At 67.9% G+C, this 25,414-nt stretch carries 27 protein-coding genes; 7 read left to right on the plus strand and 20 right to left on the minus strand.

All coding sequences use genetic code 11. The features are described 5' to 3' along the window. Positions 1-34: 34 nt before the first annotated feature. The 12 genes from lipA to HMPREF2924_RS02030 form a co-directional block, all read right to left on the minus strand. On the minus strand, positions 35-1,018 hold the full coding sequence (lipA, locus tag HMPREF2924_RS01975; protein ID WP_003119196.1) for a lipoyl synthase: 984 nt from the start codon (positions 1,016-1,018) through the stop codon (positions 35-37). Then, positions 1,015-1,668 (minus strand): lipoyl(octanoyl) transferase LipB, encoded by a 654-nt coding sequence (gene lipB, locus HMPREF2924_RS01980; protein WP_003093177.1) that lies wholly within the window; start codon positions 1,666-1,668, stop codon positions 1,015-1,017. Before lipB ends, lipA begins: the two co-directional genes overlap by 4 nt. Continuing rightward, positions 1,668-1,949 (minus strand): DUF493 domain-containing protein, encoded by a 282-nt coding sequence (locus tag HMPREF2924_RS01985; protein WP_003100311.1) that lies wholly within the window; start codon positions 1,947-1,949, stop codon positions 1,668-1,670. The genes lipB and HMPREF2924_RS01985 overlap by 1 nt, the downstream gene beginning before the upstream one ends. 70 nt (positions 1,950-2,019) lie before the next feature. Beyond that, on the minus strand, positions 2,020-3,180 hold the full coding sequence (locus HMPREF2924_RS01990; protein WP_003093182.1) for a D-alanyl-D-alanine carboxypeptidase family protein: 1,161 nt from the start codon (positions 3,178-3,180) through the stop codon (positions 2,020-2,022). 65 nt (positions 3,181-3,245) lie between these two features. Next, complete coding sequence (gene rlpA, locus HMPREF2924_RS01995; RefSeq protein WP_003093184.1) at positions 3,246-4,271, minus strand: septal ring lytic transglycosylase RlpA; 1,026 nt, start codon at positions 4,269-4,271, stop codon at positions 3,246-3,248. Further along, positions 4,268-5,290, minus strand: a complete 1,023-nt coding sequence (gene mltB / locus HMPREF2924_RS02000; RefSeq protein ID WP_003132500.1) for a lytic murein transglycosylase B — start codon at positions 5,288-5,290, stop codon at positions 4,268-4,270. The genes rlpA and mltB overlap by 4 nt, the downstream gene beginning before the upstream one ends. An 8-nt stretch (positions 5,291-5,298) precedes the next feature. Continuing rightward, positions 5,299-6,402, minus strand: a complete 1,104-nt coding sequence (gene rodA / locus HMPREF2924_RS02005) for a rod shape-determining protein RodA (protein ID WP_003114090.1) — start codon at positions 6,400-6,402, stop codon at positions 5,299-5,301. Between the two features lie 31 nt (positions 6,403-6,433). Next, complete coding sequence (gene mrdA, locus HMPREF2924_RS02010; RefSeq protein ID WP_003093191.1) at positions 6,434-8,374, minus strand: penicillin-binding protein 2; 1,941 nt, start codon at positions 8,372-8,374, stop codon at positions 6,434-6,436. Positions 8,375-8,386: 12 nt separating this feature from the next. Continuing rightward, positions 8,387-8,854: a 23S rRNA (pseudouridine(1915)-N(3))-methyltransferase RlmH gene (gene rlmH / locus HMPREF2924_RS02015; RefSeq protein WP_003093193.1), complete on the minus strand. Its 468-nt coding sequence runs from the start codon at positions 8,852-8,854 to the stop codon at positions 8,387-8,389. A 7-nt stretch (positions 8,855-8,861) separates the two neighbouring features. Continuing rightward, a complete protein-coding gene (gene rsfS / locus HMPREF2924_RS02020; RefSeq protein WP_003100305.1) occupies positions 8,862-9,218 on the minus strand; it encodes a ribosome silencing factor in 357 nt (118 codons plus the stop codon). Between the two features lie 22 nt (positions 9,219-9,240). After that, entirely contained in the window at positions 9,241-9,885 is a 645-nt protein-coding gene (nadD, locus tag HMPREF2924_RS02025; protein ID WP_003110376.1) for a nicotinate-nucleotide adenylyltransferase, read from the minus strand. After that, the gene (locus tag HMPREF2924_RS02030; protein WP_003132497.1) at positions 9,885-11,150 is read right to left on the minus strand and encodes a glutamate-5-semialdehyde dehydrogenase; all 1,266 of its coding nucleotides are present in this window, start codon (positions 11,148-11,150) and stop codon (positions 9,885-9,887) included. The genes nadD and HMPREF2924_RS02030 overlap by 1 nt, the downstream gene beginning before the upstream one ends. A gap of 297 nt (positions 11,151-11,447) precedes the next feature. On the opposite strand from HMPREF2924_RS02030, the gene HMPREF2924_RS02035 reads away from it, so the two are divergent. Then, positions 11,448-12,671: an alpha/beta fold hydrolase gene (locus HMPREF2924_RS02035; RefSeq protein ID WP_003132495.1), complete on the plus strand. Its 1,224-nt coding sequence runs from the start codon at positions 11,448-11,450 to the stop codon at positions 12,669-12,671. Between the two features lie 7 nt (positions 12,672-12,678). Here HMPREF2924_RS02035 and HMPREF2924_RS02040 read toward each other — a convergent pair whose 3' ends face one another. Next, the gene (locus tag HMPREF2924_RS02040) at positions 12,679-13,536 is read right to left on the minus strand and encodes a class I SAM-dependent methyltransferase (protein WP_003132493.1); all 858 of its coding nucleotides are present in this window, start codon (positions 13,534-13,536) and stop codon (positions 12,679-12,681) included. Between the two features lie 63 nt (positions 13,537-13,599). On the opposite strand from HMPREF2924_RS02040, the gene HMPREF2924_RS02045 reads away from it, so the two are divergent. Beyond that, positions 13,600-14,319 (plus strand): DNA-3-methyladenine glycosylase, encoded by a 720-nt coding sequence (locus HMPREF2924_RS02045; protein WP_003110373.1) that lies wholly within the window; start codon positions 13,600-13,602, stop codon positions 14,317-14,319. Next, entirely contained in the window at positions 14,316-15,629 is a 1,314-nt protein-coding gene (locus HMPREF2924_RS02050; RefSeq protein ID WP_009313361.1) for a bifunctional DedA family/phosphatase PAP2 family protein, read from the plus strand. The genes HMPREF2924_RS02045 and HMPREF2924_RS02050 overlap by 4 nt, the downstream gene beginning before the upstream one ends. A 10-nt stretch (positions 15,630-15,639) precedes the next feature. Here the strand turns inward: HMPREF2924_RS02050 and HMPREF2924_RS02055 are convergent, their stop codons facing one another. From HMPREF2924_RS02055 to HMPREF2924_RS02065, 3 genes are read right to left on the minus strand one after another with little or no spacing between them, the layout of a single operon-like run. Next, entirely contained in the window at positions 15,640-16,233 is a 594-nt protein-coding gene (locus HMPREF2924_RS02055) for an LON peptidase substrate-binding domain-containing protein (RefSeq protein ID WP_003093212.1), read from the minus strand. A 19-nt stretch (positions 16,234-16,252) separates the two neighbouring features. After that, the gene (locus HMPREF2924_RS02060; protein WP_003093214.1) at positions 16,253-16,963 is read right to left on the minus strand and encodes an LrgB family protein; all 711 of its coding nucleotides are present in this window, start codon (positions 16,961-16,963) and stop codon (positions 16,253-16,255) included. Next, entirely contained in the window at positions 16,963-17,325 is a 363-nt protein-coding gene (locus HMPREF2924_RS02065) for a CidA/LrgA family protein (protein ID WP_003100294.1), read from the minus strand. Before HMPREF2924_RS02065 ends, HMPREF2924_RS02060 begins: the two co-directional genes overlap by 1 nt. Positions 17,326-17,518: 193 nt before the next feature. Between HMPREF2924_RS02065 and HMPREF2924_RS02070 the strand changes: the two genes are divergently transcribed. The 3 genes from HMPREF2924_RS02070 (at position 17,519) to HMPREF2924_RS02080 (ending at position 20,590) form a co-directional block, all read left to right on the plus strand. After that, positions 17,519-17,974 (plus strand): MaoC family dehydratase, encoded by a 456-nt coding sequence (locus HMPREF2924_RS02070; protein ID WP_003093220.1) that lies wholly within the window; start codon positions 17,519-17,521, stop codon positions 17,972-17,974. Positions 17,975-18,162: 188 nt separating this feature from the next. Continuing rightward, on the plus strand, positions 18,163-19,902 hold the full coding sequence (locus HMPREF2924_RS02075) for a C13 family peptidase (RefSeq protein WP_003118249.1): 1,740 nt from the start codon (positions 18,163-18,165) through the stop codon (positions 19,900-19,902). Between the two features lie 46 nt (positions 19,903-19,948). Then, positions 19,949-20,590, plus strand: coding sequence for an oxidoreductase (locus tag HMPREF2924_RS02080; protein ID WP_003093223.1), 642 nt, complete (start codon positions 19,949-19,951; stop codon positions 20,588-20,590). A gap of 19 nt (positions 20,591-20,609) precedes the next feature. On the opposite strand, the gene HMPREF2924_RS02085 is transcribed toward HMPREF2924_RS02080, so the two are convergent. The 4 genes from HMPREF2924_RS02085 to eatR form a co-directional block, all read right to left on the minus strand. Next, positions 20,610-20,903 carry a YceK/YidQ family lipoprotein gene (locus HMPREF2924_RS02085; protein ID WP_023094415.1) on the minus strand — a complete coding sequence of 98 codons (294 nt, stop codon included), beginning with the start codon at positions 20,901-20,903 and terminating at the stop codon, positions 20,610-20,612. Next, the gene (gene ubiX, locus HMPREF2924_RS02090; RefSeq protein WP_003093227.1) at positions 20,887-21,516 is read right to left on the minus strand and encodes a flavin prenyltransferase UbiX; all 630 of its coding nucleotides are present in this window, start codon (positions 21,514-21,516) and stop codon (positions 20,887-20,889) included. Before ubiX ends, HMPREF2924_RS02085 begins: the two co-directional genes overlap by 17 nt. Positions 21,517-21,524: 8 nt before the next feature. Further along, positions 21,525-22,880, minus strand: a complete 1,356-nt coding sequence (gene mpl, locus HMPREF2924_RS02095) for a UDP-N-acetylmuramate:L-alanyl-gamma-D-glutamyl-meso-diaminopimelate ligase (protein WP_003093229.1) — start codon at positions 22,878-22,880, stop codon at positions 21,525-21,527. A gap of 157 nt (positions 22,881-23,037) precedes the next feature. Further along, complete coding sequence (gene eatR, locus HMPREF2924_RS02100; protein WP_009313360.1) at positions 23,038-24,969, minus strand: sigma-54-dependent transcriptional regulator EatR; 1,932 nt, start codon at positions 24,967-24,969, stop codon at positions 23,038-23,040. Positions 24,970-25,307: 338 nt separating this feature from the next. Between eatR and HMPREF2924_RS36285 the strand changes: the two genes are divergently transcribed. After that, on the plus strand, positions 25,308-25,414 hold a 107-nt coding region (locus HMPREF2924_RS36285), incomplete at its 3' end, for a hypothetical protein (RefSeq protein ID WP_224965672.1).

Consider the following 25,414-nt stretch of genomic DNA (forward strand, 5'->3'; position numbering starts at 1 on the left):
GACGCGGCGTCGGAAGGCATTGGCGCGGCGTCGATCAGCCGATCTTGTTGCCGTGCGCCTGCTGGTCGGCATGGTAGGACGAACGCACCAGCGGACCGGACGCGACGTTCTTGAAGCCCATCTTCTCGCCTTCCTCGGCGAACCAGGCGAAGGTATCCGGATGCACGAAGCGCTGCACCGGCAGGTGGTTGCGCGACGGCTGCAGGTACTGGCCAAGGGTCAGCATGTCGATGTCGTGCTCGCGCATCCGCTGCATGACCTCGATGACCTCATCGTCGGTCTCGCCCAGGCCAAGCATCAGCCCGGACTTGGTCGGTACGTGCGGAACCATCTGCTTGAACTTCTGCAGCAGGTCCAGCGACCACTCGAAGTCCGAGCCCGGCCGCGAGGAGCGGTACAGGCGCGGCACCGTCTCCAGGTTATGGTTGAACACGTCCGGCGGCTCGTTGGCGGTGATCTCCAGGGCGATGTCCATGCGACCGCGATAGTCGGGCACCAGGGTTTCCAGCTGGATCCCCGGCGACAGCTTGCGGATCTCGCGCAGGCAGTCGGCGAAGTGCTGGGCACCGCCGTCGCGCAGGTCGTCGCGGTCCACCGAGGTGATCACCACGTACTTCAGCCGCAGGTCGGCGATGGCGATGGCCAGGTTGGTCGGCTCGTCGACGTCCAGCGGCTTCGGCCGGCCATGGCCGACGTCGCAGAACGGGCAGCGCCGGGTGCAGATGTCACCCATGATCATGAAGGTCGCGGTGCCGCCGGAGAAGCACTCGCCCAGGTTCGGGCAGGACGCCTCTTCGCAGACGCTGTGCAGCTTGTGCTTGCGCAGCAGTTGCTTGATGCGGTCGACCTCGGGGGAAACCGGGATGCGCACGCGGATCCAGTCGGGTTTCTTCGGCAGTTCCTCGGTGGGAATGATCTTCACCGGAATCCGCGCGACCTTTTCCGCGCCGCGCAGCTTCACGCCGACTTCCACCTTGCCCGGCTTGGCTTCTCCGGACTTCTCCACAACAGTGCTCATGTCAGTTCGATCCCGCCCGTAAGGGTCTTCTGTTCAGCGTAGCCAAGGCGTGAGACGAGCTCAGCGCGCAATCGGGTACACACCTCGGCAAAATCCACCGGCCCAACCAGGTCGCGCAGTTGGGTCATGGGCATCCCGGCGTAGCCGCAGGGATTGATTCGTTGGAACGGTCGCAGGTCCATGTCCAGGTTCAGCGCCAGGCCATGGAAGGAACAGCCGTTACGGATGCGCAGGCCGAGGGAGGCGATCTTCGCCCCGTCGACGTAGACACCCGGCGCGTCCGGCTTGGCCACGGCCTGCACGTCATAGGACGCCAGCAGGCCGATCAGGCTCTGCTCGATCCGGCTGACCAGCTCGCGCACGCCCAGTCCCAGGCGGCGGACATCGAGCAGCAGGTAGGTGACCAACTGGCCGGGGCCGTGGTAGGTCACCTGGCCGCCGCGATCCACCTGGATCACCGGGATGTCGCCGGGGAACAGCACATGCTCCGCCTTGCCGGCCTGCCCCTGGGTGAAGACCGCAGGGTGCTGCAACAGCCAGGCTTCGTCCATTACCGATTTGTCGCGTTCGGCAACGAAGCGCTGCATGGCATGCCAGGTCGGTTCGTAGGGAACCTCGCCGAGCTCACGGAAGCCCAGCTCGAGTCCCATCAGAGCACCATGTGCACGCGTCCGGTCGCGCGCAGGTCGTTATGGATGGCTTGCAGTTGGTCGACATCGGTGGCGGTGATCAGCACCTGCACCGAGAGGAAGCGCCCCTTGCTGCTGTCGCGGACCACCAGGGTCTCGACGTCGAGATCCGGCGCGTGGCGCTGGATGATTTCCACGACCAGGTCGGAGAAACCTTCGCCGGCGTCGCCGATCACCTTGATCGGATAGCGCTCGCAGGGGAATTCGATTTTCGGGGGTTGAACGTCAGGGGTATCGGTCATGGCGGCGGCGGACCCGTGGTCCGCGGGGACGGGCGCCCGCTGGCCTCGTGAGCGGGCGGGCGCCGGTCGGTCAGTTGAACAAACCGTAGAAGAACAGGCGGATGCTATCCCACAGGCGGCGGAAGAAACCACCCTCCTCGACGGCGTTGAGGGCGACCAGGTCGGCGCTGCGGATGACCTTGTCGTCCAGCTTCACTTCCACCTTGCCGATCACCTGGCCCTGCTGGATCGGCGCCATCAGCTGCGGCTCCAGGACCATGCTGGCCTGCAGCTTCTGCATCTGGCCGCGCGGCAGGGTCATGGTCAGGTCTTCGGCGAGGCCGGCTTTCACTTCATGCTCGGAACCCTTCCAGACCAGGCCCTTGGTCAGCTCGGTGCCCTTCTTGTAGAAGTTGCGGCTTTCGAAGAAGCGGAAGCCATAGGTCAGCAGCTTCTGGGTCTCGGCGGCGCGGGCCTGCTCGCTGTTGGTGCCGAACACCACCGCGATCATGCGCTGGCCGTCGCGTACCGCGGAAGCCACCAGGCAGTAGCCGGCTTCGTCGGTGTGGCCGGTCTTCAGGCCGTCGACGGTCTTGTCGCGCCACAGCAGCAGGTTGCGGTTCGGCTGCTTGATGTTGTTCCAGAGGAATTCCTTCTGCGCGTAGATCGCGTAGTGGCTCGGCTCGCCGTAGATGATCGCGCGGGCCAGCACCGCCATGTCGCGGGCGGAGGAATAGTGGTCCGGGTTGGGCAGGCCGGTGGCGTCCATGAAGTGGGAGTTGGTCAGGCCCAGCTTCTGCGCGGTGGTGTTCATCATGTCGGCGAAGGCGTCTTCGCTGCCGGCGATATGCTCGGCCAGGGCGACGCTGGCGTCGTTGCCGGACTGGATGATGATGCCATGCAGCAGGTCGCTCACCGATACCTGGCTGCCGACCTTGATGAACATCCGCGAACCGCCGGTGCGCCAGGCATGTTCGCTGACGGTGACCAGGTCGTTCTCGCCGATGCGGCCGGCCTCGATCTCCTTGGTGGCGATGTAGGCGGTCATCAGTTTGGTCAGGCTGGCCGGCGGCAGGCGCTGGTCGCCGTTGTTCTCGACCAGAACCTGGCCGCTCTCTCCGTCCATCAGGACGTACGACTTGGCGGCCAGTTGCGGCGGCGCCGGAACCATGGATTCAGCAGCCCAGCCAGCCGTAGGGGCGATGAACAGGACAAGCAGTGACAAGCGTTTCGCGATAGTGGTGATGTTCATCCGTCTCTCTGGTTCTACCAATGGTCAAACAATCCCTTGCGGGAATTCCCTGCGTGAGTAGGCGCTCAGTCGGGGCGTACCAGCGTCGGCTGGCCAAGGTTGGCCACGCGGATGCTGTCCTGGGTGCGGCTAACCTCGTCCGCCGAACCGATCGGTCCCAGCCGCACCCGGTGCAGAATCTGCTGGTTGCGTACGACCGAGCTGATAAACACCGGCGCAGCCGTCACGCCGCTCAGCTTGGCCTTCAGCAGCTCCGCTGCATCCGGGTTGGCGAAGGCGCCCACCTGGAGATACAGGCCATCGGCTGGTAATGAAGCGTTTTTTTTTGAGTCGATCTGCACCGGCAGCACGGCGGCCGCGTGCTGCGCCGGCGGCGGGGTGTAGGTCTCGATCGGCTGGGCCATCGCCACCGCCTGAGTTTGCGTCGCAGCGGGGGCCTGGGCCACCGCCTGCTTGGGCTGCGCCAGGACCATCGGTGCCGGCCGGCCGCGCTGGGCCCACCACTGCACCGGGTCGATGCCTTCGACCTTGACCCGCGCGGTGCCGGTCTCGGCATAGCCGAGCTTCTTCGCCGCGGCGAAGGACAGGTCGATGACCCGGTCGGAATAGAACGGGCCGCGGTCGTTGACGCGGACGATCACGCTCTTGCCGTTGTCCAGGTTGGTCACCCGCACGTAGCTCGGCAACGGCAGGGTCTTGTGCGCGGCGGTCATGCCGTAGAGGTCGTAGGTCTCGCCGTTGGCGGTGGCCTGGCCGTGGAACTTGGTGCCGTACCAGGACGCGGTGCCGACCATCCGGTAGGCCCGCGCATCGTTCATCGGGTAGTAGGTCTTGCCCAGCACGGTGTAGGGATTGGCCTTCACCGAACCGTTGTGCGGCATCGGCACCGCATCGGGGATCCGCGACACGTCGACGTCCCACCAGGGGGCGCCGTCGCGATGCGGACGGGAATAGTCGCCCGGCCCGGAAATGCCCGCCTGCCTGGCCGGCTGCTGGGGCGCCTTGCTGGAGCAACTGCTCAACAGCACGGCCGCCAGCCCGAGGCCGCAGACGGCGGGCAGGATCAGGGAGGAGCGGACACGCTTGCTCAATGGGCACCTCGCGCGCGGGCAATCTCGCCCGCCAGCTGATAAACCGCCATGGCATACATGGCGCTGCGATTATAGCGGGTGATCACGTAGAAGTTCGGCAAACCGACCCAATACTCGATGCCCTTGTCGCCGACGAAACGCATCGCCGTGACCTTCTGGTCGTCGCGCAGCGCATCGTGGGTGCGCCAGCCGCGGGCACGCAGCTCGCCCAGGCTCATGGTCGGGTCGACGCCCCTGGTCACCGCGCTCTCGGCGCTCTCGTCGTTGATCTCGGCCACCGAGACCACCGGCTCGCCGGTGACCCAGCCGTGCTGCTTGAAGTAGCTGGCGACGCTACCGATGGCGTCGGTCGGGTCGCTCCAGATATTGATGTGGCCATCGCCGTCGAAGTCCACCGCGTAGGCGCGGAAGCTGCTCGGCATGAATTGCGGCAGGCCCATGGCGCCGGCGTAGGAGCCGGTCAGGCTGAGCGGGTCGACCTGCTGTTCGCGGGCGAGCAGGAGGAACTCGCGCAACTCCTTGCGGAAGAAGTCGGCCCGCGGCGGGTAGTCGAAGCCGAGGGTGGACAGCGCGTCCATCACCCGGTAGCTGCCGGTGTTGCGGCCGAAGAAGGTTTCCACGCCGATGATCGAGACGATGATCTCGGCCGGCACGCCGTATTCCTTCTCTGCCCGCGCCAGGTCTTCGGCATGCTTGTTCCAGAAGTCGACACCACGACTGATGCGCGCGTCGCTGATGAAGATCGGCCGGTATTCCTTCCACTGCTTGACCCGCTCGGCCGGGCGCGAGATCGCATCGAGGATCGACTGCTTGCGGTTCACGTCGCGGAACAGCCCCATCAGCTGCTCTCCGGCGAAGCCGTAGTCGCGGGTCATTTCGCTGACGAACTCGGCCACTTGCGGCGAGCCGTCGTAGTCCCCCGCCTGGGCCGCCCCGGACAGGCCAATGACGCCGGCTACGCCGACCCATTGGACGCCCCTGGCCGCCCATGTACGCAGTACTTGCATTGCGTTCTTCACTCTTGGTCTCAAACCTGGGCGATCCACTTCCGATGGGTATGGATCGACATCAGAACCCCGAACCCTGACAACAGGGTAACCAGCGAAGTTCCGCCATAACTAATGAAAGGCAGCGGTACCCCCACCACCGGCAACAACCCGCTCACCATACCGATATTCACGAAGACATAAACGAAAAACGTCATGGTGATGCCACCGGCCAGCAGTTTGCCGTAGAGCGTCTGCGCCTGGGCGGTGATCACCAGGCCACGACTGATCAGCAGCAGGTAGAGCACCAGCAGCAGGCAGACGCCGACCAGGCCGAACTCCTCGCCGAGGACCGCAATGATAAAGTCGGTGTGGCTTTCCGGCAAAAAATCCAGGTGCGACTGGGTGCCCAGCAGCCAGCCCTTGCCGAATACCCCGCCGGAACCGATGGCCGCCTTAGACTGGATGATGTTCCAGCCGGTGCCCAGCGGGTCGCTTTCCGGGTCGAGGAAGGTCAGCACCCGCTGTTTCTGGTAGTCGTGCATGATGAAGAACCACATCGCCACTGCGATCGGCACCGCCGCCGACACCGCGCCGACGATCCAGCGCCAGCGCAGGCCGCCGACGAACAGCACGAAGCCGCCGGAAGCGAGGATCAGCATGGCGGTGCCGAGGTCGGGCTGTTTCAGGATCAGCACGAACGGGGTGATGATGATCGCCAGGCTGATCACCATGTGCTTGAGCCCCGGCGGCAGGTTGCGCTTGGACAGGTACCAGGCCACCGTCATCGGCATCAGCAGCTTCATGAACTCCGAGGGCTGGAAGCGGATCACCCCGGGGATGTTGATCCAGCGCGTCGCCCCCTTGGCGTCGTGGCCGATCACGTCGACCACCACCAGCAGCGCGACCCCCACCAGGTAGCCCAGCGGCACCCAGCGGGCCATGAAGCGCGGCTCGATCTGGGCGATGACCACCATCATGCCCAGTCCCAGGCCGAACGAGGTGGCCTGCTTCATCAGCATGTCCCAGCTCTTGCCGCTCGCCGAATAGAGGACGAACAGGCCGGTGGCGCCGAGGATCAGCAACAGCAGCAGGAGAATCCCGTCGATGTGCAGGCGCTGCAACAGGCTGGCGCGCCGGCGCATCACGTCTTCGTTGGACAGGGTGCGGTCGAAGTTACTGTTCAAGGGCGGGCGCCTCCGGCTCGGCTGCCGTGGGTTCGGGCTTGGCCACCGCCGCCGCGAGCGGCGCGACGGGTTCCGCGTATTCGGCCTTGAGCTTGCCGTGCTCGTCGAGCAGCCAGGCGTCCATCACCTGCTTGACCACCGGGGCGGCGACGCCGGAGCCGGACTCGCCGTTCTCCACCATCACCGCCACCGCGATCTGCGGGTTGTTGGCCGGCGCGAAGCCGACGAACAGGGCGTGGTCGCGGTGCCGCTCGAGCAGCTTGGAGCGGTCGTAGCGCTCGTTCTGCTTGATCGCCACCACCTGGGCGGTACCGCTCTTGCCGGCGATCAGGTAGGCCGAGGTGGCGCCAACCTTGCGCGCCGTGCCGCGGGCGCCATGCACCACCTGCTGCATGCCGTAGTCGACGCGGTCCCAGTTGGCCGGGTCGCGCAGCACGATGTCGGGCATCGGGTCGGGGTCGACCGGCGGCTGGCCGTCGATGGTCTTGGCCAGGTGCGGGCGGATCCAGTGGCCCTTGTTGGCCAGTAGCGCGGTCATCTGCGCCAGTTGGATCGGCGTCGCCTGCATGTAGCCCTGGCCGATGCCGAGGATCAGGGTCTCCCCCGGGTACCAGACCTGGCGGCGGGTCTTGCGCTTCCATTCGCGCGAGGGCATCAGCCCGTCGGCTTCGCCGAACATGTCCAGGGCGACTTTCTGGCCGAAGCCGAAGCGGCTCATGAAGGCGTGCAGGCGGTCGATCCCCAGCTTGTGCGCGAGGTCGTAGAAATAGGTGTCGTTGGACCGGTAGATCGCCGACTCCAGGCTCACCCAGCCATCGCCGTAGCGGTTCCAGTTACGGTACTTGTGGTCGTAGTTGGGCAACTGGTAGTAGCCGGGGTCGAAGACCCGCGAGGTCGGCGTGACCACCCCGGCGTCGAGGCCGGCCAGTGCCACCGCCGGCTTCACCGTCGAGCCCGGCGGATAGAGCCCGCGCAGGACGCGGTTGTACAGCGGCCGGTCGATGGAGTCGCGCAGCTCGGCATAGGCCTTGAAGCTGATGCCGGTGACGAACAGGTTGGGGTCGTAGCTCGGCTGGCTGACCATCGCCAGCACGTCGCCGGTGGACGGCTGGATCGCCACGATGGCGCCCCGCCGCCCGGCCAGGGCGTTCTCGGCGGCCTCCTGCAGGCGGCTATCGATGCTCAGGACGATGTCCTTGCCGGGAATCGGGTCGGTGCGCTTGAGCACCCGCAGCACCCGCCCGCGGGCGTTGGTCTCGACTTCCTCGTAGCCAACGGTGCCGTGCAACTCGCTCTCGTAGAAGCGCTCGATGCCGGTCTTGCCGATATGGTGGGTGCCGCTGTAGTTGATCGGGTCGAGGTTCTTCAGTTCCTGCTCGTTGATCCGCCCGACGTACCCGACCGAATGGGCGAAGTGCTCCTTCAGCGGGTAGTGGCGGACGAACTGGGTCGCCACGTCGACGCCCGGCAGGCGGAACTGGTTCACCGCGATGCGGGCGATCTGTTCCTCGTTGAGTTCGAACATGATGGGAACCGGCTCGAACGGACGCCGCCCCTGCTTCATGCGCTTCTCGAAGATGGCCCGGTCGTCCTCGGTCAGGCCGAGGATCTCCACCAGCGTGTCGAGGGTCTTCTGCAGGTCCTCGGTGCGTTCGCGGGTGATGGTCAGGCTGAAGCTCGGCCGGTTGTCGGCGATGATCACGCCGTTGCGGTCGAAGATGATCCCGCGGGTCGGCGGGATCGGCTGCACATGGACCCGGTTGTTCTCCGACAGCGTCGAATGGTACTCGTACTGGGTCACCTGCAGGTGGTACATGCGCGCCACCAGCACCAGGGTCAGCAAGACCACCGCCACCGCCCCGACGATGACGCGCCGACGCACCAGGCGGGCGTCTTTCTCGTGGTCTTTCAGGTGGATCGGCTGCGGCATCGGGACTGGGGACTATTTGTGGTAGGGGTGCCCGGACAATACGGTCCAGGCCCGGTAGATCTGCTCGCCGACCAGGATCCGCACCAACGGGTGCGGCAGCGTCAACGGCGACAGCGACCAGCGCTGCTCGCTGCGCGCGCAGACCTCCGGCGCCAGCCCTTCCGGGCCGCCGACCATGAGATTCACGGTGCGTGCGTCGAGACGCCAGCGATCCAGTTCGCGAGCCAGTTGCTCGGTGCTCCAGGGCCGACCTTCGACCTCCAGGGTCACCACCCGTTCCCCCGGCTGCACGCGCGCCAGCATGGCCTCGCCTTCCTGACGGATCAGGCGTGCCACGTCGGCGTTCTTGCCACGGGTGTTGAGCGGGATCTCCACCAGTTCGAGGGACAGCTCGGCCGGCAGGCGCTTGACGTACTCCTGCCAGCCTTCCTCGACCCAGCGAGGCATGCGCGAGCCAACCGCGATCAGGCGCAACCGCATGCCGGCGTCACTCTTCCGGCTGGTGCTGGGCGCGGCTCTGCTCGGCGCCCTGCCACAGGCGCTCCAGGTCGTAGAACTGGCGGGTCGCCGGGAGCATCACGTGGACCACCACGTCGCCCAGGTCGAGCAGCGCCCATTCGCCGGACTCCAGGCCTTCGCTGCCCAGGGGCTTGACGCCGTTTTCCTTGGCCTTGGTCAGGACGTTGTCGGCCAGCGACTTGACCTGGCGGCTAGAACTGCCGCAGGCGATCACCATGTAGTCGGTGACGCTGGTCTTGTCCCGCACATCGAGGGTCACGATGTCCTGGGCCTTGAGGTCTTCCAGGGCATCGATGGCCACTTGGACGAGTTGTTCGGTTTGCATTGAGTCGGTCTCTGTTTCTTTATCAGTGTGGCGCACGATACAGGTGGTGCGCCTCGATGTAGTTCAATACCGCGTCCGGCACCAGGAAACGCACGGAGCGCCCGGCACCCAGCAGCGCACGGATCTGGGTGGCGGACACCGCCAGCGGCGTCTGCCAGACGAAGGTGATCTGCCCGCCCGGCCCTTTCAGGGCCTGCGGGTCGGCCACGCTCCGCGCCGCCAGCAGGTCGCGCAGCGACTCCGGCGGCTCGCTGTCGGCATCCGGACGCTGCAACACGACGATGTGGCAGTGATCCAGCAACGCCTCCCAGCGGTGCCACGTCGGCAAGCCGCAGAAGGCATCCCAGCCGATCAGCATGAACAACTGGTCGTCGGCCGCCAGTTCCGCCCGCACCGACTCCAGGGTGTCGATGGTGTAGGACGGCTTGTCGCGCTTCAGTTCGCGGGGATCGACCGTCAATCGCTCGACTCCCGCCACCGCCCGCTCGACCATCGCCAACCGCTGCGCGGCCGACACCTGCGGGGTTTCCCGGTGCGGCGGCCGCGCATTGGGCAGCAGGCGCAGTTCGTCGAGGGCGAACTGCTCGGCCATTTCCACGGCGCTGCGCATATGTCCGATATGCACGGGGTCGAAAGTGCCGCCGAACAGGCCGATACGTTTGCCCATCAGGTGCGCACGTGACCGTCGCCGAAGACGACGTACTTCTCGCTGGTCAGGCCTTCCAGGCCGACCGGGCCGCGGGCGTGCAGCTTATCGGTGGAAATCCCGATCTCGGCGCCGAGGCCGTACTCGAAGCCGTCGGCGAAGCGGGTCGAGGCGTTGACCATCACCGAAGCGGAATCCACTTCGGCGAGGAAACGCCGCGCATCGCTGAAGTTCTCGGTAATGATCGCGTCGGTGTGCTGCGAGCCGTAGGTGTTGATGTGCTCGATCGCCGCGTCCAGCCCGTCGACGATGCGGATCGACAGGATCGGCGCGTTGTACTCGGTACGCCAGTCCTCCTCGGTAGCCTCCAGCACGTCTGCGCCGAGCAGCGCGCGGGTCGCGGCGTCGCCGCGCAGTTCCACGCCCTTCTCGCGGTAGATCGTGGCCAGCGGCGGCAGCGCCCGCTCGGCGATACCGGCATGCACCAGCAGCGTCTCCATGGTATTACACGGCGCGTAGCGCTGGGTCTTGGCGTTGTCGGCGACGCGAATCGCCTTGTCCAGGTCGGCGGCGACATCGATGTAGACGTGGCAGATGCCGTCCAGGTGCTTGATCACCGGCACCTTGGCCTCGCGGCTGATGCGCTCGATCAGGCTCTTGCCGCCGCGCGGGACGATCACGTCGACGTATTCGGGCATGCTGATCAGCGCGCCGACCGCGGCGCGGTCGGTGGTTTCCACCACCTGCACGGCGGCGGCCGGCAGGCCGGCCTCGGCCAGGCCCTGCTGGATGCAGCGGGCGATCGCCTGGTTGGAGTGGATCGCCTCGGAGCCGCCGCGCAGGATGGTCGCGTTGCCGGACTTCAGGCACAGGCTGGCGGCGTCGATGGTCACGTTCGGCCGCGACTCGTAGATGATCCCGACCACGCCCAGCGGCACGCGCATCTTGCCGATCTGGATGCCCGAGGGCACGTAGCGCATGTCGCGGATCTCGCCGATCGGGTCGGGCAGCGTGGCGACCTGGCGCAGGCCCTCGATCATGTCGTCGATGCGCGCCGGGGTCAGCGCCAGGCGGTCCAGCATCGCCGGCTCCAGGCCATTGGCCCGGCCGGCGGCGAGGTCCTGCTCGTTGGCGTGGGACAACTCCGCGCGGGCGGCGTCCAGCGCATCGGCCGCGGCCAGCAGGGCGCGGTTCTTCTGCGCGGTGGCGGCGCGCGCGAGCAACCGCGAGGCGGCGCGGGCATCGCGGCCCAGGCGGCTCATATAGTCGAGGACGGACTCGGTCATGGTCTCGGCATCTGGCGTCAGGGAAATGCGCGATTATAGCGAGCCAGCCCCGGCGCGCCCAGCCGCAACAGCCGGTCGGTAGACAGTGCGTTCCGCGGCCCCCGGCGGTAACGCGGCGGCCCCGCTGCGCCTGGGCCTGTGCGCGAGACGGTGACACCCGGGCGCAGGCGCCGGCCGAAGGATAGGTAAACAAAATTGCTACCTCTGTTTACCTTCGAAGCGAGCCTGGCCGCTGCCACCCACCGGCACCCGCTCGGCAGAACAACAATAACGACGCACACACCGCGGGGCCTCGCCATGCGCTACCGTACCGACTACAGCGCGCAGTCGCTGAGCAGCGAACCGGATATCCTCTTTCTAGACGGCTGGCAACTGCGCTACCAGGCCTTCGCCGCCCGCGCCGACGACCCGCGCCCGCCGGTGCTCCTGCTGGGCGGCGCCTTCCAGAGCTTCCGCTCGTTCGCCGGCGAGGTCAGCGAACTGCTCGCCGAGCACCCGGTGATCCTGCTCGACCTGCCGAGCCAGGGCGGCAACCTGCAACTGGCGGCGGAACTGAGCCTGGAAGACCTCGCCGACCTGATCGCGGCCTTCGCCGAACGGCTCGGCCTGCCGCCGTTGATGCCCATCGGCCTGTCCTACGGCTCGGCCCTGGCCGCGCTGTTCGCCGCCCGCCATCCGCGCCGCTGCGCGCGCCTGCTACTGGCCGGCATCACCGCATTCGGCCGCCCCGGTGCGCGGCTGCTGCTGGAAGAAGCGCTGGCCCGGCTCGACGAGGGCGACCAGAGCGCCTTCGCCCACGGCGTACTGACCGGCCTGATCAACCCGCTACAGCTGGAACGTACCGGCGTCTCCCCGGTATTTCGCAAGGCCATGCTGCGCCAGTTGCAACGCCTGACCGTGGCGGAGATCGAACGCTACCGGCAGAATAGCCGGCGCCTGCTGGCCTTCGGCGGCTTCGAGCGGCACCCGACCTGCCCGACCCTGGTACTCGCCGGCGAGTACGACCATTTCACCCAGCCCTGGGAACATGCGGTGTTCGCCCATGCCTGCGGGAACGCCGAGTTCGCCCTGATCCACGACGCCGACCATCTTGCCCAGTTCGAACGACGCGAGGCCTGCGCCCGGCTCTACGGCCCGTTCCTGCGCGGCGAGGCGCTGCCGGAGCGCGCCGAGGGCAGCACGCGGATCCCGCGCACGCGCCTGCTCGGCCTGGAGCGACGCTTCGAGGTCCGCCATCGGCCAGCCCAGGGGCACGCTCGGCTGGAACATCCGCAGCTCGGCGTCTATGCGGCGGAACTGGTGGAACTCGGCTATTTCGGCGGGCGGCTGCACGCCGAGCTGCCCGAATCCCGCCCGCAACGCGGCTGGCGGTTGTGCTACGACGGCCTGGCGGACTTGGACATCCTGCCCCTGCGTTCGACCGCCGGCGGCTTCGCCTTCATCTTCCCGCACTCCGATCCGGCGGCCAGCGCCGGACTGGCCGACCTCCTCGCCGCCTGGCAGCGAGCGGAGGTCGCCTGAAAGGCGGCTATGCCGTGCGGCTTTCGATCACCCGCACCAGGCTCGGCAGGCGTCCCTGCGGCAAGCCCAGGGCGGCGCCTTCGCGCTGCGGGTCGAGCACCAGGGTGGAGGCAAAGCCGCAGCGGGCGAAGGCCGCCTCGATTTCCGCGGCATTGCGGTAGTGCAACGGATAGCTTCCCCGCGTCAGCCGCCCGATGATCCCCACTCCCCAGCGGATCTGCCGGTAGCGCGGGTGCTCGCGGAGATCGGGATAGAGGTCGGTCAGGTAAGTGCCCTGGGGAAAGCGTTTAAGTTCGGTCGCCAGGCGACTCCAGAAGGCCTCGATCACCGGGCGCTGGAAATAGTTCACCAGCCCCTCGGTGATCACCACCAGCGGGCGCTCGCGGTCGAGCCCGGCGAACAGCGCGGCGAGGCTGCGCTCGCCGTCCTCGGCGAGGATATCCACAGCCGCCACCGCGTGCTCCGGACCCAGCCAACCCTGATCGCGAAGCAGCGCCGCCTTGCGCGCGGCCATCGGCGGCAGGTCGGCCTCCAGGTAGCGCAACTGTGGATAGCGTTGCCGGAAGCGTCGCCCGCGCGGCGAGAGCCCGCAGGCCATTTCCACCACCTGGACCACTCCCTCGCGTTCGACGGCCTGGGTCAGGCGCGCGTCGATCATGAGGTGTCTTTGTAACAGGAAATCCTCGATGTTCAGCCCGAAACCGAGCTGCGCGCCCCAGTTGATCGGCGCGACGAAGCCGTGTACCCAGCGGCCGAAGACGGTGGCGAAGGCCGGTTCGGCGAGTCGATGGCGGAACCAGACGTAGCCAGTGTAATGGGCGCTGGGCGTGATGTGGGCACTGTCGACACGCTCTCGTTCAACCATGATTCAGGCTCTTGTTGTTATCATTCGCCAGCCTATGACTGCCATGGTCCCAGCGACAATCCCATGTCCCGCGATCCCATCCTTAGTTTGCCCTGGCCCGACGCCCGGCCACTCCCCGACACCTTCTTCGACCGCGATGCGTTGCTGGTCGCCCGCGAGCTGCTGGGCAAGGTGATCCGCCATCGCCAGGGCAATCTCTGGCTGGCGGCGCGAATCATCGAGACCGAGGCCTACTACCTGGAGGAGAAAGGCAGCCACGCCTCGCTCGGCTACACCGAGAAGCGCAAGGCACTGTTCCTCGACGGCGGGCACATCTATATGTATTACGCGCGCGGCGGCGACTCGCTGAACTTCAGCGCCGGCGGGCCGGGCAATGCGGTGCTGATCAAGTCCGGCCATCCCTGGCTGGATCGCATCAGCGACCACGCGGCGCTGGAGCGGATGCAGAGCCTGAACCCGGACAGCCAGGGCCGGCCCCGCGAGATCGGCCGCCTGTGCGCCGGCCAGACCCTGCTGTGCAAGGCCATGGGGCTGAAGGTGCCGGAGTGGGACGCACAGCGCTTCGATCCGCAGCGACTGTTCGTCGACGATGTCGGCGAGCGCCCCAGCCAGGTGATCCAGGCCGCTCGGCTGGGCATTCCGAAGGGGCGCGACGAACACCTGCCGTACCGTTTCGTCGATGCCGCCTTCGCCGCCTTCTGCACCCGCAACCCACTGCGCCGCGGCCAGGTCGCCGGGCGCGACTATCATCTACTCGGACACCAGGACCCGCACCTGCAATGAGTCTCGACAGCTTCAACGCCTGGATGGCCGCCAACCCCGAGTGGCTGGGGCTGGCCATCTTCCTCATCGCCTTCCTCGAATGCGCGGCCATCGTCGGCATCGTCCTGCCCGGCGTGGTGCTGCTGTTCGGCGTCGCGGTGATCGCTGGCAGCGGCGCCCTCAGCCTCGGCGAAACCCTGCTGCTGGCCTACGCCGGCGGGGTGCTGGGCGACCTCAGCTCGTACTGGATCGGCCGCCGCTTCCACCAGAACATCCGCCGCCTACCCGGCCTGCGCAGCCATCCGCAGTGGATCACCGCCGCCGAGGTGTACTTCGAGCGCTACGGTATCGCCAGCCTGCTGGTCGGCCGCTTCATCGGCGCCCTGCGGCCGATGCTGCCGATGGTCGCCGGCATGCTCGACATGCCGTTCGGCCGTTTTCTCGGCGTTTCGCTGATTGCCGCCGCCGGCTGGGCGGTCGCCTACCTGTTGCCCGGCTGGGCCACCGGCGCAGCCCTGCGCCTGCCGTTGCCGGAAGGCTTCTGGAGCGAAGCCGGGATCGTCGCGGCCTGCCTGGCGGTGCTGGTCGGCGTGGTAGTCCAGGCCAGCCTGCGACGCAAACGCTGGGCAACCGCTGTGGCGGCCGCGCTGAGCCTGGTCCTGCTGCTGGCGATGACCGTCGCCTGGCCGTACCTCCAGGACCTCGACCAGGGCCTGATGACGCTGGTCCAGGAGCACCGCAACGCCGACCTGAACCCGGTGATGGTGGTGGTCACCCGGCTCGGCGATTTCCGCACCCAGTTCATCGCCGGCGCGCTGCTCGGCGGTATCCTCCTGCTGACCCGGCAATGGCGTCCGGCCATCTTCGCCATCGGCACCCTGGTGGGTACCGCGCTGGCCAACCAGACCCTGAAGACCCTGTTCGCCCGCGCCCGCCCGGAAGTGCTGGCCGAACCGCTGAGCAGCTTCAGCTTCCCCAGCGGGCACAGCTCGGCGTCCTTCGCCTTCTTCCTCACCCTGGGCGTCCTCGCCAGCCGCCAGCAACCGCCGCGCTGGCGCCTGACCTGGGTACTGCTGGCGGTGATCCCGTCGCTGAGCATCGCCCTGTCGCGGGTCTACCTTGGCGTGCACTGGCCGTCGGACATCGTCGCCGGCGCCCTGCTCGCCACTACGGTCTGCGCCGCCAGCCTGTGGCTGAGCCAGCGCCGCGAGTCGCTGCCGGCGCTGCCGCAACGGGTCTGGTGGCTGCTGTTGCCGGTCTGCGTGGCGACCCTGGCGATCGCCGCCGGCTGGGCCCTGCCGGAAGCCATTGCGCGCTACCGGCCGCTGTGAGGGTTGGCGCTCAGTCGATACCCAACTCGCCCTGCAGGTGCTCCAGCAGCACCTGGATCCGCGCCAGTTGCATCTGCGCGTCGGGCAGGGCGAGCAGTTCGAGCTTGCGTTCGGTATCGAACGGCAGCAGGTAGGCCAACTGGTTGGCCAGGTCCTGCTGGCCGCCGGGCTCGCCGCCCATCTCCAGCGCGGCCACCATCGGATGCTCGGCCAGCACGCTGAGCAACGCGGCGAGATCGTTGTGTTCGTAGGTCAGGGGTTGCTCCGGCAGGTCTTCGAACCACTCGATCTCGCCAACGCTGAGCTGGTCGGCCTGGACCTCCACCGACAGCACCTGGAAACGCCGACCGCCCTCCACGCGGATGCCCAGCAGGCCGTTCGGGCGCTGCTGCCAGTCGCGGACCGAGGCCTCGCAGCCGACCATCGCCAGGCGGCTCGGCGCTTCGCCGACCTCCCGCCCTTCGCCGATGGTCACCACGCCGAAACCGGTGCCCTGCTTCATGCAGCGGCTGATCATGTCCAGGTAGCGCGCCTCGAAGATCTGCAGGTCCAGGCGGCAACCGGGGAACAGCACGGCGTTGAGGGGAAACAACGGCAACTTCATCGCGACTCCTCGGGCATCGTCAGGCAACCAGCGCTACCGCCAACGGTAGCAGCACTGCGGTGGCAACGCCCATCAGGCTCATCGCCAGGGCGGCGAAGGCGCCGCACTCCTCGCCTTCCTGCAAGGCCCGCGAAGTGCCCACCGCGTGGGCCGTCATGCCCAGCGCCATGCCCTGCGCGGCGGGGTGCCGGACGCCGATGGCGCGCAGCAGCTCCGGCCCGAGGATCGCCCCGAGCACCCCGGTGATCAGTACGAACACGGCGGCCAGCGCCGCCACGCCGCCGATCTGGCTGGCCACCAGCATGGCGATCGGCGAGGTCACCGACTTCGGCGCCATGCTCATCAGCATCCGCGGCTCGGCACCGAACAGCCAGCCGAATGCGATGCCCAGCACCGTCGCCAGCGTACCGGCGACCACCAGGGTCAGCAGGGTCGGCCAGAACAATTGGCGGATACGCCGCAGGTTGAGGAACAGCGGCACCGCCAGGGCCACCGTGGCGGGGCCGAGGAGAATGGTCAGGACCTTGGCGCTGGCACTGTATTCGTCGTAGTCGATGCCGCAAAGCAGCAGTACGCCGATCACCACCAGCATCGACACCAGCACCGGCTGCAGGAACACCCAGCGGGTCCGTTCATAGGCGGCCAGGGCCAACTGGTAGGCGCCCAGGGTCACGCCGACGCCGAACAGCGGATGGTGGATCACCGCCTCGAGGGCGGCCTGCCAGGCCATCAGGACTCCTCCCGGCGACGTTGCTGGCGATCGATGAGCTTCTGCATCATCCAGCCGGCGAACAGGAACGACAGCACCAGCGACAGTACCAGCGCGCCGACGATGGCCCAGAAGTCGGCGGCGATCTCCCGCGCATAGGCCATCACCCCGACCGCCGCCGGCACCAGCAGCAGCGGCAGGTAGCGCAGCAACGAGCCGGCCGCCTCGTTGACCGGCTTGCCGACCTCGCCACGCGCCAGGAAATAACCGAACAGCAGCACCAGGCCGATGATCGGACCGGGCAGCATGGGCAACAACAGAACGTTCAGACCTGTGCCGAGCAACTGGAACAGCACCAGCCAGGTCAGACCACGAAGCAACATGGGCACCTCCAGCAAGGGCCGACCATTATGCCCAGCCCGCCGGGACATTGGCACGCTCCTCGCCTATCCATCAGTCGCAGTCGCGGCACCGCATGACGCGATATTCGCCAGGCCGATGGTTTCTTGACCCGGTCGCCAACGCGTGCTGATCTTCCTGCACCATGAGAACAACAGCCATCCTCCCGGAGGACTTATGCCATTCGTACCCGTAGCAGCGCTCAAGGACTATGTCGGCAAGGATCTCGGCCATTCCGAATGGCTCACCATCGACCAGGAGCGGGTCGACCAGTTCGCCGAATGCACTGGCGACCACCAGTTCATCCACGTCGATCCGGAGAAAGCGGCGAAGACGCCCTTCGGCGGCACCATCGCCCACGGTTTCCTGTCCCTGTCGCTGATCCCGAAGCTGATGGAAGGCCTGCTGGTGCTTCCCGAAGGACTGAAGATGGCGGTCAACTACGGCCTCGATACGGTGCGCTTCATCCAGCCGGTGCGGGTCGGCTCGCGGGTCCGCCTGGGCCTGACCCTGCTCGACGTCAACGAGAAGAATCCCGGCCAGTGGCTGATCAAGGCGCGCGCCACCCTGGAGATCGAAGGCCAGGAGAAACCCGCCTACATCGCCGAGACCCTCAGCCTCTGCTTCGTCTGAGCCCGCCCCAGCGAGCGTTGCCGTTCGCTTGACGGCCAGGCGCCTTCGCGCCCCTCTCCCCCTCCAAAAGCCCCCGCTCGCGGGGGCGCTCTAGGCCGGCAGGGAAATACCCTACTGCCAGGCAACGATTTTTCCGCCACACTGTCTCCCCTCCACCCTCGGACCGAACCACTCATCGGGAACGCCGCATGCTTCGCCCCGCCAGGTCTCTCTCGCTCTGCTCCGCCCTGGTCATCCTGCTCGCCGCCTGCGGCGAGGGCGAACCGCTGCTCCCGGCCGATGCGCGCCTGCCGGACGGCGCGCGCTATCGCGGCGAGCTGGTGGACGGGCGCCTGGAAGGCCAGGGCCGGCTGGACTACGACAACGGCGCCTGGTACGCCGGCCGCTTCGAGCATGGCCTGCTGCACGGCCATGGCACCTGGCAAGGTGCCGACGGCAGCCGCTACAGCGGTGGCTTCGCGGCCGGCCTGTTCGACGGTCAGGGACGCCTGGCGATGGCCGATGGCAGTGTCTACCAGGGCGGCTTCCGCCAGGGCCTGTTCGATGGCGAAGGCAGCCTGGAACAACAGGGCACTCGCTACCGCGGCGGTTTCCGCAAGGGCCTGTACAGCGGCCAGGGCACGCTGGACGGCAGCGATGGCAGCCGCTACCAGGGCAGCTTCCGCCAGGGTCGCCTGGAAGGTGAAGGCAGCTTCAGCGACAGCCAGGGCAACCAGTACGCCGGTACCTTCCGCGACGGGCAACTGAACGGCAAGGGGCGCTGGAGCGGGCCCGATGGCGACCGCTACGTCGGCCAGTTCAAGGACAACCAGTTCCATGGCCAGGGGCGCTACGAAAGCGCCAGCGGCGATGTCTGGATCGGCCGCTTCAGCGAAGGCGCGCTGAACGGCCCCGGCGAGCTTCTCGGCGCCGACGGCAGCCGCTACCGCGGCGGTTTCCAGTTCTGGCGCTTCCATGGCCAGGGCCTGCTCGAACAACTGGACGGCACCCGCTACGAAGGCGGCTTCGCCGCCGGCGCCTATGCCGGCCAAGGCACCCTGGACCGCGCCGACGGCAGCCGTGAGCAGGGACTCTGGGCCGACGGCAAGCGCATCCGCGACGCCGCCGGCAAGGCCCTGCCCGACACCCTGGAAATCGGCCTGTTGGCCCAGGGTCGCCTGCTCGACGAAGAACTGCGCAAGATCCCGGCCTCGACGCCGGCCAGCGAACTCTATGCCCTGAGCCTGGGCGGCGATGGCCGCCAGGGCGTGTTCCTGCGCGAGGCCGATTACGCCGGCGACCTGCTCGGCCAGCGTTTCGCCGCTCGTGGCGTGATTCGCCTGGTCAACCACCGCGACCACTTCGGCGACCGCCCGCTGGCTACCCGGGAAAGCCTGTCCCGCGCCGTGCGCACCCTGGCCGAACGCAGCGGGCCGGAAGACCTGGTCTTCATCTACCTGACCAGCCACGGCTCCAGCGACCACCAGTTGGCCCTGGACATGCCCGGCCTGAACCTCGGCGACCTGCCGGCCGCGGAACTGGCCGAACTGCTCGCGCCGCTGCGCCAGCGCGACAAGGTGCTGGTGGTATCGGCCTGCTACAGCGGGGGCTTCATCCCGCCGCTGAAAGACGAACGTACCCTGATCCTGACCGCCGCGCGTGCCGACCGGGTCTCGTTCGGCTGTTCCGACGACGCCGACTTCACCTATTTCGGCCGCGCCTTGCTGGCCAATGCGCTGAACCGCACCGACGATCTGTCCAAAGCGTTCGAACTGGCGAAAGAGGAAGTGCGTCAAAGGGAGAAGGAGGAAGGTTTCGAAGCTTCGGAACCGCAAGCCTGGTTACCGGAACGCGTGCTCGCGCACTGGCGGACGCTGCGGGGGCAGCAAGCCGAGCGCGCGCTCGCGTCCCGGGAAGGAAAAACCGGCGAGGGCGCGGCGGGCAAATAGATACGCCGCGCACTACGCTCATTGGTGTGGAAGGGGAGAAACACACATGCACTCGACGCCCAAGCGCGTTCTGCTCGCCGGCGCGACCGGTCTTACCGGCGAGCACCTGTTGGATCGGATATTGAGCGAGCCGACCCTGGCCAAGGTCATCGCCCCTGCCCGCAAGGCGCTGGCCGAGCATCCGCGGCTGGACAACCCGGTCGGCCCGCTGGCCGAGCTGCTGCCGCAACTCAACGGCAGCATCGATACCGCCTTCTGCTGCCTCGGCACCACGATCAAGGAAGCCGGCTCGGAGGAGGCCTTCCGCGCGGTCGATTTCGACCTGCCGCTGGCGGTGGGCAAGCGCGCGCTGGAGATGGGCGCCCGGCATTACCTGGTGGTCAGCGCCCTGGGCGCCGACGCCAAGTCGTCGATCTTCTACAACCGGGTCAAGGGCGAACTGGAGCAGGCCCTGCAGGAACAGGGCTGGCCACAGCTGACCATCGCCCGGCCATCGCTGCTGTTCGGCCCGCGCGAGGAATTCCGCCTGGCCGAGATCCTCGCCGCGCCGATCGCCCGCATCCTTCCCGGCAAGTACCACGGCATCGAGGCCTGCGACCTGGCCCGCGCGCTCTGGCGCCTGGCGCTGGAGGAAGGCAAGGGCGTGCGCATCGTCGAGTCCGACGAACTGCGCAAGCTGGGGAAATGAGCCGCGGGCGGGTCCCGCCCTACATGCCGCCGCTGACGCCGAGGTTGAGGCCGATGGCGGTGGCCAGCGAGAACGGCAGCAACAGGGTGTCCAGCAGCGCGCTGCCCGGCAGGTCGAGCCCCGGATGGGCCGGCGCCTCCGCGCCGAAGCGTTCCATTGGGCAGCAGCCGCCGTGCAGGCTGTACCAGTCCAGCCGGGTGCCGGCGTAGACCACCGGCGCCCCTGGCTTGGCCGCATCCAGGGTGCGCACGGTGGCGCAACCGCCTAACTGCACCGCCAGGACCAGTAGCAGCACCCTACTCGTCGCTGACAAGGTGCTGTTCCCCCCAGCGCGGCAGCATGTCCTGGGGAATCCCCAGGGTGTTGAGGATTCGCGCGACGACGAAGTCCACCAGGTCCTCCACCGATTGCGGCTGGTGGTAGAAGCCCGGCGCCGCCGGCAGGATCACCGCGCCGAGGTTGGACAGCTTGAGCATGTTTTCCAGGTGGATACTGGAGAACGGCGCCTCGCGCGGCACCAGCACCAGCGGCCGGCGCTCCTTCAGGGCGACATCGGCGGCGCGCTCGATGAGGTTGTTGCAGGCCCCCGTGGCGACCGCCGACAGGGTGCCGGTGGAACACGGGCAGATCACCATGGCATTGGGCGCGCTGGAGCCGGAGGCCGGCGGCGCCATCCAGTCGTTCTGGCCGAACACGCGGATCTGTCCGGCGGCGGCACCGCAATATTCGGTGAGGAAGGCCTGCATCGCCTGCGGCTTGGCCGGCAGGGCCACGTCGGTCTCGGTGGCCATCACCAGTTGCGCGGCCTTGGAGATCAGGAAGTGCACCTCGCGCTCTTCCTGCACCAGGCAATCGAGCAAGCGCAGGCCGTACTGGGCGCCTGAGGCGCCGGTCATCGCCAGGGTAATGCGTTCCGGACCGCTCATCGCGCCCCTCACTCGGCCAGCGCCGCGGCCAGCTTGCCGTGCAAGCCGCCGAAGCCGCCGTTGCTCATGATCACCACTTGCGCGCCGGGCCTGGCCTGCTGGCGCACCTGCTCTATGATCGCCTCCAGGGTATCGCAGACCTGCGACGGTATCGCGCATTGCGCGGCGGTGGCGGCCAGGTCCCAGCCCAGGTTCGGCGGCGCGTACCAGAGCACCTGGTCGGCCTGGCGCACGCTGTCCGGCAGGCCGTCGCGATGAGCGCCGAGCTTCATCGAGTTGGAACGCGGCTCGACGATGGCGATCACCTGGGTATCGGCGCCAACCTGCTTGCGCAGGCCGTCGAGGGTGGTGGCGATGGCGGTCGGATGGTGGGCGAAGTCGTCGTAGAGGGTCACGCCCCGGACCTCCGCGACCTTCTCCATGCGCCGCTTGACGTTGCGGAACTCGCTGAGCGCCGCCGCGCCCTGGCTGGGCATCACGCCGACATGGCGCGCCGCCGCCAGGCTGGCGAGGGCGTTGGCGACGTTGTGCAGGCCGGTCAGCGGCCAGTCCACCTCGCCCTGGACGATGCCGTCGAACAGCACCTCGAAGCGCGAGCCGTCCTCGGCGAGCAGGCGCGCCTGCCACTGGCCGCCTTCGCCGGTGGTCTGCACCGGGGTCCAGCAGCCCATCCCGAGTACGCGCTCCAGGGCTTTCTCGGCGCTCGGGCGAATGATCAGGCCCTCGCCCGGCACAGTGCGCACCAGATGGTGGAACTGCCGCTCGATGGCCGCGAGGTCGGGGAAGATATCCGCGTGGTCGAATTCCAGGTTGTTCAGGATCGCCGTGCGCGGGCGGTAATGGACGAACTTCGAGCGCTTGTCGAAGAAGGCGCTGTCGTACTCGTCGGCCTCGACCACGAAGAACGGCGTACCGCCCAGGCGCGCCGAAACCCCGAAGTTCTGCGGCACCCCGCCGATCAGGAAGCCCGGGCTCATGCCGGCGTGCTCCAGAACCCAGGCGAGCATGCTGGTGGTGGTGGTCTTGCCGTGGGTACCGGCCACCGCCAGCACCCAGCGTCCTTGCAGCACGTGGTCGGCCAGCCACTGCGGGCCGGAAACGTAGGGCAGGCCCTTGTTCAGGACATGCTCCACCGCCGGATTGCCGCGCGACAGGGCGTTGCCGATCACTACCAGGTCCGGCGCCGGCTCCAGGTGGGCCGGATCGTAGCCCTGCATCAGCTCGATGCCCTGGGCTTGCAGCTGGGTGCTCATGGGGGGGTAGACGTTGGCGTCGGAACCGGTCACCCGGTGGCCCAGTTCCTTGGCCAGCACGGCCAGCGAGCCCATGAAGGTCCCGCAGATGCCGAGTACGTGGATGTGCATGCAGACTCCTGCAGATCAAGCCGTCGAAGGCGCTGTGAATGGGCGGCAGATTAGCACAGCGGAGGCGCCGGCCGCCCGGCGTCGCGGCATCAGACGACGCGGCGTCGGCGGGGTTCCCGCCGGCCTCGCGGCGGCCCGCCTGGAGCCGTCCCGCCCGTCAGGCCTGACCGCGCACCAGGCCGTGCCGGCGCAGCTTGCGATACAGGGTGTTGCGGCTGATCCCCAGTTGCTCGGCCACCCGGCTCACGTGCCAGCGCTGGCCATCCAGCGCCGCCAGCAACGCGGCTCGCTCGGCGTCGTCCAGGCTGTTGCCCGCGGCCGGGGCGGGCGCCGCTGCGGCGGGCGGCAGCACCGCCAGGGCCTGGCGGATATCCGCGGGCAGGTCGCGCAGGCCGACCCGGCCGTCCTCGCAGAGTGCCACCAGGGTCCGTAGCACCGTGCGCATCTGCCGGACGTTGCCCGGCCAGCGGTAGGCCAGCAGGCCCTGGCGAACCTCGCCGTCGAGCTGGATGCGCTGGCCCCTGGCTTCCTCGGCCAGCAGGTAGTCCAGCAGCTCCTCGCGGTCGCTGCGCTCGCGCAGCGGCGGCAGGCTCACGACCATGCCATTGAGGCGGTAGTAGAGATCCTCGCGGAAGCGTCCATCGGCGACCAGCTCGGCCAGGTCGCGGTGGGTAGCGCTGATCAGGCGCACGTCGACATCCTCCGGCTCGCCGCCCAGCGGTACTACCCGGCGCTCTTCCAGCACCCGCAGCAGGCGGGTCTGCAAGGCCAGCGGCATGTCGCCGATCTCGTCGAGGAACAGGGTGCCGCCGTCAGCCTGCTGCAACTTGCCGCGCATGCCCTCCTTGCGCGCGCCGGTGAAGCTGCCGCCGCGATAACCGAACAGTTCGCTCTCGATCAGGGTTTCCGGGATCGCCGCGCAGTTCAGCGCGACGAACGCCTGTTCCGCGCGCGGGCCGGCCAGGTGCACGGCCTTGGCGAAGGCCTCCTTGCCGGAACCGGTCTCGCCGTTGAGCAGCAGCGGCACGTCGCGCGCGTAGACCTTCAGCGCCCGGCGGAAATCGGCGGCCAGCTCGGCGTCGCCCAGGCACAGGCCGGGCGCGGCAGGCGCCGGCTTCGCTGCCGGGGGCACCGCCAGGCCCTGGGGTATCGCCCGCGGCGCGCCGCGCAGCATGGCGTACAGGGTCCGTCCCTCGCGGGTGCGCAGCGGCCAGCTGGCGCTGGGTTGCGGCGAGGCGCGACCGAGCAGGTCGTCGAGACGGCAATCGAAGAAGGTCTCCACCGGCTGGCCGAGCAGGCGCTGGCGCGGACAACCGAGCAGGTTCAGCGCGCTCTGGTTCACCGCGCGGATCCGCCCGTCTTCCTCGAAGGCCAGCAGCCCTTCGCTGAACAGGCCGACATAGTCGCCCTGGACATGGAAGCGCAGCAGCCAGGAGCCCTCGAAGCGACGGAGGAAATAGCAGCCCTCGATGATCTTCGCCGACAGGTTGACCAGCGCCATGGTGTGGAACTGGCTCTGCCGCGAGACTTCCTGGCGCGCCGAAGACACGTCGAGCACCGCCATCAGCTCGCCCTGCGGATCGAACACCGGGCTCGCCGAGCAGGTCAGGCCGGTGTGGCGGCTACGGAAGTGCTCTTCCTGCTGGATGGTCAGGGCCTGCCGCTCGACCACGCAGGTGCCGATGCCGTTGGTGCCTTCGCAGGGCTCGCTCCAGTCGGCGCCGAGCCAGAGGCCGGCGTGTTCGAAGGTCTGGCGCTGGGCGTCGGCGTTGACGCAATTGAGGATCACCCCGCGGGCATCGGTGAGCAGTACCGCGTGGTCGTTGCCGGAAAGCTGCTGGTAGAGGCTGTGCATCTCGCCATCGGCGATCTCCAGCACCTGTTGCAGGCGCTCGCGGCGTTCGAGCATGCGCGCGTGCTCCAGCACCATCGGCGCCATCGGCTGGCCGGGATCGAGATGGTGCTGTTCCAGGCAGCGCAGCCAGGAGCGGGCGATGGACGGATCGGTCGCAGGGCCGCCCGGCGGGATCTTGCCCTGGGCGACGGTCAGCACTTGCCGCGCGTGGCGGCTCATGGAACTGGCAGGCATTGTTATGGTTCTCCGCGAGGGACGGGCCGTCTCTTGCCTGGGCGCGGTGGATCGGTCCGCGACTCTCCGGACGGCTATCGGTGCAGCATCCAACAGGGCGGGGCGCAATGCAACGACGGACTGACCGATGAGTCATGCGCTGCGCCGAAAACGGTACAGAGTGTCACTCACGAGCGTCCCGCCCGCGTGACAGGGAGCGTTCGCAAGCTCCCCTGCGAAACCTCCAGGACGCTCTACTCCGGGCCTTTCGCCACTCTGGCCCGGTCCTTGCTCCAGGCTTACGACAAGCGCGACAGCGCGTCCTCCCCTAATAAGCACAAGAGCCAGGAGATACCATCATGCGTTACGCCCATCCCGGTAGCGAAGGCGCCATCGTTTCCTTCAAGGCCCGCTACGGCAACTACATCGGCGGCGAGTTCGTGCCTCCGGTCAAGGGCCAGTACTT

Source organism: Pseudomonas sp. HMSC063H08, assembly GCF_001813645.1.
Classification (GTDB): domain Bacteria; phylum Pseudomonadota; class Gammaproteobacteria; order Pseudomonadales; family Pseudomonadaceae; genus Pseudomonas; species Pseudomonas aeruginosa.